Origin of the sequence: Halovenus halobia (assembly GCF_051414135.1) — an archaeon.
In the GTDB taxonomy this organism is placed as follows: Archaea; Halobacteriota; Halobacteria; order Halobacteriales; family Haloarculaceae; genus Halovenus; species Halovenus halobia.
This window is the reverse complement of record NZ_JBLKOA010000004.1, coordinates 34,776-47,825: the sequence shown is the minus strand read 5'-3', so window position 1 is coordinate 47,825 and position 13,050 is coordinate 34,776. Positions and strand designations below refer to the sequence as shown.

12 protein-coding genes, 1 tRNA gene and 1 pseudogene are annotated in these 13,050 nt (G+C 59.4%); 11 read left to right on the top strand and 3 right to left on the bottom strand.

The window, feature by feature from the left end:
* The first annotated feature begins 218 nt into the window (after nt 1-218).
* The 9 genes and pseudogenes from rio1 (at nt 219) to ACMGFM_RS11025 (ending at nt 5,446) form a co-directional block, all read left to right on the top strand.
* Nucleotides 219-1,079, top strand: coding sequence for a serine/threonine-protein kinase Rio1 (gene rio1, locus ACMGFM_RS11065; protein ID WP_436902669.1), 861 nt, complete (start codon nt 219-221; stop codon nt 1,077-1,079).
* Between the two features lie 48 nt (nt 1,080-1,127).
* Nucleotides 1,128-1,661 (top strand): FxsA family protein, encoded by a 534-nt coding sequence (locus ACMGFM_RS11060; RefSeq protein ID WP_436902668.1) that lies wholly within the window; start codon nt 1,128-1,130, stop codon nt 1,659-1,661.
* 66 nt (nt 1,662-1,727) lie between these two features.
* A tRNA-Ile gene (locus ACMGFM_RS11055) sits at nt 1,728-1,801 on the top strand.
* A gap of 360 nt (nt 1,802-2,161) precedes the next feature.
* Nucleotides 2,162-2,242, top strand: a pseudogene (locus ACMGFM_RS11050) (hypothetical protein); the annotation flags it as partial.
* Between the two features lie 9 nt (nt 2,243-2,251).
* Complete coding sequence (locus tag ACMGFM_RS11045; protein WP_436902808.1) at nt 2,252-2,767, top strand: homing endonuclease associated repeat-containing protein; 516 nt, start codon at nt 2,252-2,254, stop codon at nt 2,765-2,767.
* A gap of 90 nt (nt 2,768-2,857) precedes the next feature.
* Complete coding sequence (locus ACMGFM_RS11040) at nt 2,858-3,316, top strand: DUF8743 domain-containing protein (RefSeq protein WP_436902667.1); 459 nt, start codon at nt 2,858-2,860, stop codon at nt 3,314-3,316.
* A 42-nt stretch (nt 3,317-3,358) separates the two neighbouring features.
* Nucleotides 3,359-3,631 (top strand): DUF8101 family protein, encoded by a 273-nt coding sequence (locus ACMGFM_RS11035; protein ID WP_436902666.1) that lies wholly within the window; start codon nt 3,359-3,361, stop codon nt 3,629-3,631.
* 106 nt (nt 3,632-3,737) lie between these two features.
* On the top strand, nt 3,738-5,132 hold the full coding sequence (locus ACMGFM_RS11030; protein ID WP_436902665.1) for a selenium-binding family protein: 1,395 nt from the start codon (nt 3,738-3,740) through the stop codon (nt 5,130-5,132).
* Entirely contained in the window at nt 5,132-5,446 is a 315-nt protein-coding gene (locus tag ACMGFM_RS11025) for a 2Fe-2S iron-sulfur cluster-binding protein (RefSeq protein ID WP_436902664.1), read from the top strand. The genes ACMGFM_RS11030 and ACMGFM_RS11025 overlap by 1 nt, the downstream gene beginning before the upstream one ends.
* A gap of 3 nt (nt 5,447-5,449) precedes the next feature.
* On the opposite strand, the gene ACMGFM_RS11020 is transcribed toward ACMGFM_RS11025, so the two are convergent.
* On the bottom strand, nt 5,450-6,466 hold the full coding sequence (locus ACMGFM_RS11020) for an amidohydrolase family protein (protein ID WP_436902663.1): 1,017 nt from the start codon (nt 6,464-6,466) through the stop codon (nt 5,450-5,452).
* A 193-nt stretch (nt 6,467-6,659) separates the two neighbouring features.
* On the bottom strand, nt 6,660-7,178 hold the full coding sequence (locus ACMGFM_RS11015) for a DUF21 domain-containing protein (protein WP_436902662.1): 519 nt from the start codon (nt 7,176-7,178) through the stop codon (nt 6,660-6,662).
* Between the two features lie 258 nt (nt 7,179-7,436).
* Here ACMGFM_RS11015 and ACMGFM_RS11010 point away from each other — a divergent pair, with 258 nt between their 5' ends.
* Nucleotides 7,437-8,219, top strand: coding sequence for an SDR family oxidoreductase (locus ACMGFM_RS11010; RefSeq protein ID WP_436902661.1), 783 nt, complete (start codon nt 7,437-7,439; stop codon nt 8,217-8,219).
* Nucleotides 8,220-8,242: 23 nt separating this feature from the next.
* On the opposite strand, the gene ACMGFM_RS11005 is transcribed toward ACMGFM_RS11010, so the two are convergent.
* Nucleotides 8,243-8,716: a TRAM domain-containing protein gene (locus ACMGFM_RS11005; RefSeq protein WP_436902660.1), complete on the bottom strand. Its 474-nt coding sequence runs from the start codon at nt 8,714-8,716 to the stop codon at nt 8,243-8,245.
* 121 nt (nt 8,717-8,837) lie between these two features.
* Here ACMGFM_RS11005 and ACMGFM_RS11000 point away from each other — a divergent pair, with 121 nt between their 5' ends.
* Nucleotides 8,838-13,049: an LAGLIDADG family homing endonuclease gene (locus ACMGFM_RS11000; protein WP_436902659.1), complete on the top strand. Its 4,212-nt coding sequence runs from the start codon at nt 8,838-8,840 to the stop codon at nt 13,047-13,049.
* Nucleotide 13,050: the final 1 nt, after the last annotated feature.

Genomic DNA, 13,050 nt, shown 5'->3' with positions numbered 1-13,050 from the left:
AGTGCATCTGTTGCAATATCGATATCGTCTGACCCCGAGTCTCGACTTCGAGTGTCGAATCGTCGGCGTGTTCTTGTTGAGTTGCAGGACCCGATTGCTCACTCGTGTCAGCGGGCTGGCTTCGATATACTTGAAAGGATAGCCAACCATATCAGCAGTGATAACTGTTCACCCAGCAGGGACATTCTTTAACCGTTGGGTCCGTTACCAGCGAGTAGATGGACGAGGAGTACGGGTTACTCGACACAGACGAGACAGACGCGCCGGGCGACGAGTGGGAAGAGATAGATTACTCGGACACGGAAGCCGACCGGATCGCTCGCGAACGCGACCGGAAGTTCAGCCAGTTCCGCGACCGAATCAAAGACGCCGACCAGTTCAAGGTTACAGAGTCGGTCTTCGACGACGCAACCTACGGCGCGCTGTACAAACTCGTCCAGGACGGTCACATCGACGCCTTCGGCGGCCCAATCTCGACCGGCAAGGAGGCCAACGTTTACACCGCCCTTGCCGGTGACAAAGAGGTTGCGGTGAAGATCTACAGGATCAACGCCTCCGACTTCCGGGAGATGGGCGAGTATCTGGAGGGCGACCCCCGGTTCGAGGAGGTCGCCGGCACCAAGAAAGCGGTCGTTGTCGGGTGGGTCCGCAAGGAATTCGCAAATCTCCAGCGCGCTCGCGCGGCCGGCGTTCGCGTCCCGGAGCCGATTGCCGTCGAGCGAAACGTGCTCGTCATGGAGTATCTCGGCGCTGAAGACGGCCGGGCGAAACGACTTGCAGAGGTGAGCATCGAGAACCCCGAGACGGCCTACGAAGTCGTCAGGGAGTATATGTACCGCCTCTACGACGCGGGAATCGTCCACGGTGACCTCTCAGAGTACAACATCGTCGTGCAGGATTCAGAACTGTACGTCATCGATGTCGGGCAGGCGGTGACGGTCCATCACCCCAACAGCGAGGATTTCCTCATCCGCGATTGCGAGAACGTCGCGGCGTTTTTCAACAGACAGGGTGTCGACACTGACGGCGACCAGTTGCTCGCGTACATCCACGAACACGCGAACCCTACCGAGGACTGACGGGGGGAGTCTCGAAAATGGTTTTTGTCGTGCGCTGGAAGAGTGTGTATGCTCCGTCTCATCGGGCTGTTGTTGCTCATTCCCCTCCTCGACGCAATCCTGCTGGTCGTCTTCGGCTGGTATTTCAACTGGGTACTGGTCGTGTTGCTGGTGGTGCTCTCGGCGCTTATCGGACTGCTGCTTGCGCGTGCAGAGGGGAGACACACGCTCAGGAAGATTCAACAGCGGACAGCCAAGGGCGAGGCCCCGACAAACGAACTGATCGATGGTGCGCTGTTGCTCATCGCGGGTGCCTTCCTGCTCACGCCGGGGCTTGTCACTGACGCGATTGGACTGCTGCTGGTCATCCCAGTAACGCGGTATCCGTTCCGCGTGCTCCTGAAGAAGTACGTCCTCGTCCCGTACGCGGACAAAAAGACCGGCGGGTTCGTCACTGGCAACGTCTACATCGGCGGCTTCCCCGGCGGCGACAGTGACCCGAACGTCGGCGGCTCTGGCGGCTCTGGCTCCGGTTCTGGAGACGGCGGGTTCGACGACGCACAAGACGTCGAGTTCGAGGAAGTGGACGATACCGACCGGTGAGTCGGCGCGACTGCGTGCGAAAAGAAACGCTTAACAGTGGCCCTCGGGTACACCCTGATGCGTGATGGGCCAATAGCTCAGTTAGGTTGAGCGCTCGGCTGATAACCGGGAGGTCCGCGGTTCAAATCCGTGTTGGCCCACGTGTCAGGTGTTTTATACAAATCCCGTGTAGCGAGAGCTGTCTGTGATCGAAGGATGTGCTACCCAATATTTTAAACAGTATAACGCAACCAAGTGGTCATATCGGAAGCCACTCAGACAATCATGTCTGTGAGGAGCGGATCCGGTGTTGGAGCACCGATCTTCCGTGGATGAGCACGGAAGCATGCTACGAAAGCTATCCCCGAGGAATAAACCCCTCGCTCAACCGTATCGTCTGACCGACCTACAACAATGTGAATGTGCTACTGGGCCGCGAAGGTCAGGAGGATTGAGATGATCCGGCGCAGGGCACTGCTGGACGAACTCAAACGCGTCAGCGAGATCGTCGGTCGCCAACAGAACAAGATATGCTCGACCACGGAAATTTTGCATATTCCACATATTTCAGGTATTTTGAATCCTGGACGCGTGCGAAGTCGATCGCTGGCGTGGATGACCCAACAGAAACCAAGGTTAGCGATGACGAACTCCTCACAGAACTTCGGCGTGTTGAGCAGTCAGTGGACGAATCACCGACGCGACGGGAGATGGATAGAGTGGGCGAGTACCCGTCTTCGACCTACAAATATCGATTCGGTTCGTGGAATGGAGCGCTCGAAGCGGCCAATCTCCCACCGAACGAATGTACGACAGAGAGTGGAACCGATCCGTACGGCCCTGAGTGGGAAACATGTCGACGGCGCATACTGCAGCGTGATGAATATCAATGTCGTGTCTGCAAGCGCGACGCCACAGAACTGGCTAAATCACTCCACGTACATCATATCAAGCCACTTCGAACATTCGTAGAGCACGATGGGAGCGTGGATTTCGAGCAGGCACACGAGCCAACGAATCTCGTCACCCTTTGCCCGTCCTGCCATCTAACGTATGAAGGTACATATCGCGAGTCTTCGCCTTCGGAATTCGTTCGACAAGTCAGAGACGCGGAAACCGAAAAGTGAGACCACCCAACCTCGTAAGCCACAATGTCGTCACGTGAGAAATAGTCAATACGCCAGAGCCTACTTGCCCCTGCAGTCCTCTCTGTCTGTATGGACCTCGACCGGTTCAGCGACGACACACCGGCAGACGACGCCCCCGGCGACGGGACAGTCTGTGCGGTCGCAACCCAGCCGGACACCTTCGAGCGCTGTCGGCGTGGGTTCTACCCGGCACCGCGGTCGTACGAACGAACACGCAAATCCGTCGAGTACATGGCTTTCTACCGGACTGCGCCGGTCTCGGCCATCACCCACTACGCACGGGTCGAAAATCGCGTCGAACAGGACCGCGGCGAGGACGGACCGATGAGCGAGGCCGACTGGGAGGCGACAATCGACCCATTCTCCGAGGAGCGTCGAGTCGTCGTTTTCGAGTTCGGCGACCTGATTCCACTCGATTCGCCCGTCGAGAACGACGGCACAGGAGTGCGCGGCGCGTGGTACTGCACGATTGCGGACCTCCGGGCTGCGGGCACACTGTCAGCGCTCGCCGAGCGGGCAGACACCTGACCGAGCGCAAAGTCCTTTGGGAGACGCCACCTGTGTAGTTGTGTGTCCGACGACGTACCCACGGACGTCGAGACGGTGCTCACCCAACTGTTCGCGGCCGGGCAGGACGCACTCGACGACGACGACATCGACACTTGCCAGCAGGTCGTCGGGAGCGTCGAGTCCGTGGCGACGAACAAACTCGCCGAGGGCGAGCGTAAAGCACGACTGTTGCACGGCTGTGAGCGCGTGCGGGAACTGCTTGCGGAAGAAGAGGTGGCAGTCGCAGTCGAATACCTGCGGGCGATGGACGAGCAGTTGACCGACGGCGGCTGACCAGACTGGCTGAACGGGTAACTCAAGCGCGGGACGGTGGGGAAATAGGGGCAAATGTTGCCCAAACCTGTCATATGACAACAAATGACAACGTCGGTTATGTTGCATGAGCGACACACAATCACCGCCAGAGGGGGACACCGAGGCACACGACGACCACGGCCACGAGGGGCCGGGATACGCGACGCCACAGGCCGCAATCGAGGAGGCGAAGCGTGAGAAGACGGCCTACGTCATGGGGCTGTACGTCGGTACCGACGTCGACGCGTCGGATTTTCTCGCTGTTGTCGACCTCGACCCAGAATCAGACACGTACAGCGAAATCGTCGACCGCATCGACATGCCGAACCGGGGGGACGAACTGCACCACTTCGGCTGGAACGCCTGCTCGTCGTCCTGTCATATGGATGGTCTCGAGCGCCGCCATCTGGTCATCCCTGGCCAGCGCTCCTCGCGCATCCACATCGTCGATACGAAAGACCGCCGCAACCCAGAGATTACCAAAGTCATCGAGCCTGAGGAGGTGTTCGAGCACGACCTCTCGGCACCGCACACCGTCCACTGCGTCCCGGACGGCGAGATTCTCATCTCGATGCTCGGCGACGCCGACGGCGACCTGCCGGGGGGATTCCTCGAACTGAACGACGACTTCGAGGTCAACGGGCGGTGGGAGCCACCGGGCGAAATCGAGATGAACTACGACTACTGGTATCAGCCCCGCCAGAACGTGATGCTCTCGACAGAGTGGGCCGCGCCGAAAACCTACTACCCGGGCTTCGACCTGGAAGATGTCGAGAACGGGAAGTACGGCCAGCGGTTGCACTTCTGGGACTGGGAAGCGGGCACCGTCGAACAGACCATCGACCTCGGCGAGGAGGGACTGATTCCGCTGGAAGCGCGATTCCTGCACACTCCCGAGAGTACCCACGGCTTCGTCGGGGCGGCGCTGTCCTCGAACATCATCCACTTCGCCGAGAAAGACGGCGAGTATCACGCCGAACCGGTCATCGAATTCAAGGAGCGCGAGCACGAGGACTGGGACATTCCCGTCCCCGCGCTGACGACGGACATCCTGATTTCGATGGACGACCGCTACCTGTTCGGGTCGAACTGGATTCACGGCGAGGTCTGGATGTACGACATCTCCGACCCGTCGAATCCACGGAAAGCCGACTCCATCTCCATCGGCGGACTGTTCGGCGACATTCAGGCAGTACAGGGGCGTGAGCTCAATGCCGGCCCACAAATGCTGCAGTTGAGTCTCGACGGCGAGCGACTGTACTGGACGAGTTCGCTGTTTTCCTCGTGGGATAACCAGTTCTTCCCGGAGATAGCCGAGAAGGGGTCGGTGATGCTCAAAGCCGACGTGAACCCGCGAAAAGGAACGCTGAGCCTCGACGAGGACTTCCTCGTCGACTTCGGGGACTGTGAGCCGGGGCCAGCCCGCGCACACGAAATTCGCTGGCCCGACGGCGACTGTACGAGCGACGTCTGGCAGTAATGCCCGACGTGACGCTCGTCTGGCGAGACGGCCGCGAGGAGACAGTGAATGTCAACCCTGACGAAACAGTGCTGAACGCCGCCGAGGACGACGGACTCGGGTTGCCCTACGGCTGTGAGACCGGTGCCTGCGGAACCTGCGTGGGACGACTGCTCGACGGCGAGCTGTCGTTTACCCGTCCACAGCGGGGGCTCAAACAGCGCCATCGAGACGACGGGTACGTACTGACGTGTGTCGCCACGCCGGTGAGTGACTGCTCTATTGCAGTCGGGGCGCATCATCAGGCAGAGATGATGTCGACACCCTGGCGGTGAGCCTCAGCACAGGACGGTCTCGACGTCCAGCCCGGTTGCCCGTCGGACGACCGCCGACACCGGGTTCTCTGTCCCGGCGAGATTGTGCGAGTCACCGTCGAGAACGACCAGTGCGGCGCGCCGCCCAGGTTCGATAACGCCACAGTTCAGCCTAGCAATCTCGGCACCGGCGGTCGTCGCCATCCGCAACACTTCGCGGTCAGTCACGTCGAAGTGTTTGGCTGTGTAGGCCATCTCGCGGAACATCGACGGCTGATTCAGCATGACGTTGTCCGTCCCGAGCGCGACGGTCGTGTAGTCGAAGAGCTGTCGGATGTTCGCTTTCCCGACATCCAGCACGGTATTAGCGCGCGGACAGACCGCGATGGGGACCGACTGCTCGGCGACGCGGTCGAGGTGCTCAGCCTCGGCGTGGACCATGTGGACGAGCAGTTCTGGCTCGAGGTCCAGCGCAGGGTGGATATCGGTCGGGTCCGGTTCGCCGGCGTGAATCGCGAACGGAAGCCCCGCCTCGCGGGCCGCCGCACGTTCGTCGCTGAAGTCGTTGTCGTTGGCTCCGCTGGCTCCAAACCCATCAGCAACCTCGAGAACTGCTCGCTCGTCGCTGCCGAAGATGAACGGGTCGATTCCCAACCCATCTCCCGCCTCTCGAAGTGCGGTTGCGCCCTCGACGCCAAACTCCCGGAAATCCAGCGTCGAAATCGTCCCGGTTTGCTGCATGAACTGCAGCGTTCGTCGCATCGCAGTCACGAGTTCCTCCCGGTCGGCCGCCGCCAGTCGGCGGTGTTTTCGGCTGTCTGGCGGGACGACCGCTTTTTCGAGTCCCATCCCGACGGCGGCTTCTTTCGCCACGGAGTCGCCGAGATGCGTGTGTGCGTTGACGAACGCCGGGACAACGATGCGCTGTGAATCGGTCTTCGTCTCTTCGATAGCCTCGATGTGTCCGTCGTCGATGACGACGCGGCCGCGAATCGGCTCGAACTCCTCGCCAGTGAGAATTGTTCCGGCAACCTCGTCCATACTGTGAGTCCGTGCCTGACCACAATATGGATTTGTATTGGTATCGTGTGCGCTCAGGTTGGCTCCGGATTCGGTGTCGCCGTCGTGGCTGTTCAACCTGCGGGACGCAGTTAGCAAAAGCGAGTCGCTGAGACACCCCAGATTGCTGGCGGGACTGAGTGTATCGGTTTGCGAATCCGTCGCTGACAGCCACCTATTCGTCGAGGTAGGGAGTCTCGATCTGTTGGTTGCCCCCAACTCGTGCCGTGAGCCATCGAGTGACGATATCGAACACCGCCACGAGTGGACCGAGTGCACGTTCCACGTACGAGATTGGGCGGGCAACGCGAAGACTCCACGATTCTGCGTGACCAAGCCCGTAGGATTTCGGCACGATTTCGCCGAAGACGAGGATGAGCACGCTCACGCTGAGTGTTGCGATGACGACTGTGAAGCCGGCGGGCACAAACCGTGCAACCAGCAGTGTTACGATGCTGGTGATGGCGATATTGACGAGGTTGTTGCCAACGAGCAGTGTGACGAGCAGGCGGTGTGGATTTGCGCGGAGTTCTTCGAGTGTCCGACTGTCTGCTGTGCTGGCTTGGTCAGCAGACTGGACCCAGTCGTCTGACAGCGAGAAAATTGCCGACTCGCTGCTCGAAAAGAAGGCACTCAACGACAGCAGGATGGCGACTGCGACGAGCGACGGCACCAAAATCGAGACTGGAGTCATACAGCAACGGTATGCTGGCACGTATATGAATCTCGGTGGTTGGGGGGCAGTCGCTCTCTGGCGACGACCGGTCAGGTGCACTCGAAACGGCGATTGGTACAGGACAGTAAGCGGACCAGCGCCAGCGGGCGAGCAAAGGCTCGGTGTTCGTTCCGCTGAACGGATTCGATATAGCGGCATACCATTGACGGCCGCAGATCGGCTGTACAGTTGGCCGCAGACCAAATCATTATACACACGGGCTGAGACGGCATCAGCATGGATTTTGGACTCAGCGACCGAACGGCAGTGGTAACAGGCGGCGGCGGTCGAATCGGGGGCGAAGACTGTCGAGTACTCGCCGAGGAAGGGGCCGAGGTAGTGGTCCTCGACGTCAACCTCGAAACAGCAGAGAACATCTCCGAGGAGATTAACGACGGCGACTACGCGGGCGAAGCGCACGCTGTCGAGTGCGACCTCACAGACCGAGCGGATGTGAGCGAGACTGTTGCAGCTCTGGAAGAGGAGACCGGAGGCATTGACGTGTTGGTAAACAACGCCGGGATGGTCGACGCCCGGGACCGCGTCGAATCCTTCGACGACGACATCTGGGACCGTGACCTTGCGGTGAATCTCACCGGCGCGTACAACATCACTACCGAGGTGTTCCCGCACATGAAAGAACGGGAGTGGGGCCGAATCATCAACATGTCCTCGATGGCTGGCTGGCAGGGTGGGTTCGGCCAGATCTCCTACTCGGCGACGAAGGCTGCGCTGATTGGCTTCGGGAAAACGCTCGCACTGGAGGGCGCACAGCACGGCATCACCTCGAACGTCATTGCGCCGAGTATCGTCGTTGGCCAGCTCGCGGACCTGCCGATCGACCAGCTCGAAGAGATGGACGAGCACTTCGCCAGAATTGCGAAGGCAACACCGATGCGGAAACTCGGCAAAGAAGAAGACGTGGCCAACTTGGTCGCGTATCTCGCGTCCGAACAATCGAACTACATTACCGGACAAGTAGTCGGCGTGACCGGCGGCATCGACCTGTTCTCATTCTGAGCCGCGTCTCAGAATTTCCGGCGTTAGCTGCCCCAGAAGTTGTCCCGACTGCCCAGACGGGGGTCGTCTTCTTCGTACTGCTCGGTTTCCTCGACTTCCTCGTCGGCCTCGTCTTCCTCGTCCAAATCGGCCGTTTCTTCGGAGTCAGCGTCTTCCTCGGCTTCTTCGGGAAGTCGTTCGAGCTCCTCACCGCGAGCGTGGTTAGACATGACGTTGGTTACTTTCACGCGAGCGCGGGCTGGCGGGAGGAGCCCATCGACCATGATGATGAACCCATCCTCAGTTCGGCCGACCCCCGCTCCGCTCTCGTGAATATCTTCAACCTCGATAACCACTTCCTCGCCGGGTTTGACCGGCTGTGATTTCAGGTCTTCAATCGGCTGATTGTAGTGGTTGCACCACTCTGCACCCCCCCGGTCACCGTAGTGTTGACAGCCCATCCCCTCGATATGTTCGCTGAAACTGGGACAGTCATCCGCGAGTGGACAGTCGGACATGCACTCGGCTACTCTGCCGGCGAATTAAACGCTTACGCACCCACGCGGAGAGACCCCAGGCGACACAATTTTGCCCGGTGGGAAGGTTCTTCAATGAGTAGGAACAATCTCGGGTCATCAAATGGCCCGTGCGGATGACACCGAACTGATCGACAACTTCGAGGAGTTCTACCGGAGTTACTACCGCAACGAAATTGCTGAACTCGCACAGAAGTACCCGAACGAACAGAAATCGCTGTATATCGACTGGCAAGACCTCTACCGATTCGACTCTGACCTTGCCGACGATTTCCGGAACAAACCGGACCAACTCCGAGAGTACGCCGAAGAGGCACTCCGCCTGTACGACCTCCCTGTCGACGTGTCTCTCGGGCAGGCACACGTCCGCGTCCGGAATCTCCCAGAGAAGACCGAAATTCGTGGCATCCGTTCAGACCACCGCGGAATGCTTATTTCCGTCCAGGGAATTATCCGGAAGGCGACCGACGTGCGGCCCAAAATCACGACCGCAGCATTCGAGTGTCAGCGCTGTGGCACACTCACCCGGATTCCACAGGAGGGCGGCGATTTTCAGGAACCCCACGAGTGCCAGGGCTGTGAACGGCAGGGCCCGTTCCGGATCAACTACGACCAGTCGGAGTTCATCGACGCCCAGAAACTCCGCGTGCAGGAATCACCGGAGGGACTGCGCGGCGGCGAAACGCCACAGAACATCGACGTCAATATCGAAGACGACATCACGGGAGAAGTCACCCCCGGCGACCACGTCACGGCGACGGGCATCCTCAAACTCGAACAGCAGGGCAACGACCGCGAGAAGTCAGCCATGTTCGATGTCTACATGGAAGGGCTGACCATCGACATCGAAGACGAGCAGTTCGAGGAGATGGAAATTACCGACGAAGACAAAAAAGAGATTGTCGAACTCTCCAACCAAGAGAACATCTACGAGGAGATGGTCGGCGCAATTGCGCCCTCCATCTACGGCTACGAAAAAGAGAAGAAAGCAATGGCCTTCCAGCTGTTTTCGGGTGTGACGAAGTTCCTCCCCGACGGCTCGCGAACCCGTGGCGACCTCCACATTCTTCTGGTCGGGGATCCCGGGACAGGGAAGTGCTTGAAAGGCGATACGAAGGTTACGCTCGGCGACGGACAGCGGAGACAGATTCGTGACCTTGTCGAGGAGAATCTCGACGACCCGAAGCCGGTAGACGACGGAGTCTACGATACCGTCGATTTCGCCGTTCCGTCGATGACGGCAGATGGTCAAATTAGCCAGCGGCGTGCGACGAAGGTGTGGAAACGTGAATCGCCGGATGAGATGTATCGGATTACGACCGCGAGCGGACGAGAACTAGAGGTCACGCCGTCGCACCCGCTGTTCATCCAGTCTGGGGGTGAGTTCGTTCCAGAAAAAGCCGAGGAACTTACCGAAAAAGACCAGATCGCCGTAGCTCCCGGTACAACTTCCGTTGCTGATGGCGGGACAGCAGTTCGATTACCACGGGGGAGAGGACGGGACAGTTACGAATACCGGACTGAAGCCGAAGCAGAGTCAGTCGAGGCGATCGAAACTGTCACCCCGGAGTACGATTGGGTGTACGACTTGGAGGTCGAAGGCACGCACAACTACGTCTCGGAAGGAATTATTTCGCACAATTCCCAGCTGCTTCAGTACATCAAAGAAATTGCGCCACGGTCGGTGTATACCTCGGGGAAAGGTTCGTCCTCGGCAGGACTCACAGCCGCAGCAGTCCGTGACGACTTCGGTGAAGGCCAGCAGTGGACGCTGGAAGCAGGTGCACTCGTGCTGGCAGACCAGGGGATTGCAGCAGTGGACGAGTTAGATAAGATGCGGTCGGAAGACCAAAGCGCAATGCACGAAGCGCTCGAACAGCAGTCCTACCACCCGAATTCGGAGGTGTTACTGTCTGACGGCCGCCGGGTCGAGATTGGCGAGTTCGTCGACGAGAAGTTCGAGACGAATCCAGAGCAAGCAGTCGATGGGGTCGACTGCGAGATTTTGCCGACCGACGACGTCGGCGTCCACACGGTCGATTTGGAGACGAATGAAGTAACGAAAACCGATGTCGACCGGGTGAGTCGACACGAAGCGCCCGAGGAGTTCGTGCGCGTGACGTTCTCGAACGGCCGGGACGTACTCGTCACGCCAGAACATCCGATGTTCGTCGACCAAGACGGCGAGGTCGGGACGGTCGAAGCCGAAACCATTGAGGAAGGAGCCTTCGTGCCCGCGCCGCGGAAGCTCCCGAACTCCACCGAGGCAGTCGAATTGGACGATGAACCACACGTCGGCAAGGAGAAGGATATCGAGCTTCCAGAGGCGGTCACGCCCGACCTCGCGGAGATTCTCGGACTGCTGACTGCCGAGGGGCATTCCTACGCTGGCTCGGCCCACGAGATTGGCTTCTCGAACCAAGACGAACGACTGCTCGGCCGGTTCAGTCGGTTGATGAACGACGTGTTCGGGATGGACAGCACCGACACGACGAACGACGCCGGAACCGTCACCCAGCGGTACGTCTCGACGAAACTGTATCGCTGGTTCGAGTCGAACGTCCCCGAGTTGATGCACACTGCACGGGATAAGCGCATTCCAGCGGCTGTGCTTGGAGCGTCCGAAGAGGTAATCCGTCGGTTCCTCGTCGGGGCGTTCGCCGGGGATGGCGGCGTCGAGAGCGAAGCGATGTCCTTTTCGACTGCTTCGGACGGGCTGGCCGAGGACTACGCAGACGCACTCGCAAAGATTGGTGTCGCGTCACGGATTCACTACACCCGCCACGAGGACGCGTGGAAGACGTACGTCATGGGCGATTCGACAGAACGGTTCGTCGAACGGGTTGTCGAGCCAGCAGACGACCGCTACGAGAATGCCCAGTCGTTCGTTGAGCGAAGCAACGAGACCGCGCGCCATCACGACGTGTTACCAACCAGCGCCGCAACCGAGCTTCGAGAGTTGCGTTCGCTCGTTGGCCTCCCGCTTACCGGCCGGTACCGTCCAAATCTCGATGACAGCTACGGAGTACAGGTCGAAACTGTTGAAGCGGAGCTGACAGAACTCCAGGACCGAATCGAGACAGTGCAAGCAGAACTCGAAACTGCCGAGACCGTCTCGGACATTCGGGCAGCTATCGACTGGTCGGGACGTGAGCTAGCAGACCGGCTGGATGGCGTCACCACGAGTGCGATCCACTACGCCGAAGACGGCGGCTACGACGACGAGAAGCGGCGCTCGCTCGCTCAGCGAGGCGAAGAAGCTGTCGAGACAGCGCTCGACGAAGCGGGCGACCGAATCGACGAACTCGAACGGAAAACCGAGCTTCGCTACTACCGCGTTCAGAACGTCGAAACCGTCCCGAACGAGGGCGAGTACGAGTGTGAGTGGGTCTACGACGTAACTGTCGAACCGACGAACACCTTCGTCAGTCAAGGCGTCGTGTTGCACAACTCCATCAGCGTCTCGAAGGCCGGAATTAACGCCACACTAAAGTCGAGATGTTCACTTCTCGGCGCAGCAAACCCAACATACGGTCGGTTCGACGAGTTCGAGCCAATCGGCGAGCAGATTGACCTTGCGCCGCCGCTGATCAGTCGATTCGACCTGATTTTTACCGTCACTGACCAGCCTGACGAGGAGAAAGACAACGAACTGGCCGAGCACATCCTCCAGACGAACTACGCCGGGGAGTTGAACACCCACCGAACGGAGACCAGCACCTCGAACTACACCAAAGAAGAGGTCGAGCGCATCACCGACGATGTCGCGCCGACAATCGACGCCGAGTTCCTCCGCAAGTACGTCGCCTACGCGCAGCGAAACTGCTATCCGACGATGACCGAAGAGGCGAAGTCAGCAATTCAGGAGTTCTACGTCGAGTTGCGGATGCAGGGCTCCGGTGAGGACGCGCCAGTGCCTGTCACAGCGCGAAAACTGGAGGCGATGGTTCGACTGGCCGAAGCCAGCGCCCGTGTGCGATTATCCGATAGCGTCACCAACGAGGACGCACAGCGAGCAATCGAGATTGCTCGCTACTCGCTCGAAGATATTGGCCTCGACCCAGAGACCGGCGAACTCGACGCGGATATGATCGAGACTGGCACCTCGAAGAGCCAGCGCGACCGGATCAAAAACGTCCTGAAGCTCATCGAATCCATCGAAGACGAATACGACGAGGGTGCACCTGTCGACGTAGTCATCGAGCGCGCCGAGGAAGAGGGGATGGACACGAGCAAGGCCGAGCACGAAATTGACAAGCTAAAACAAAAAGGCGAAGTGTACGAACCGCGCAACAACCACCTCAGAACGACGTAGT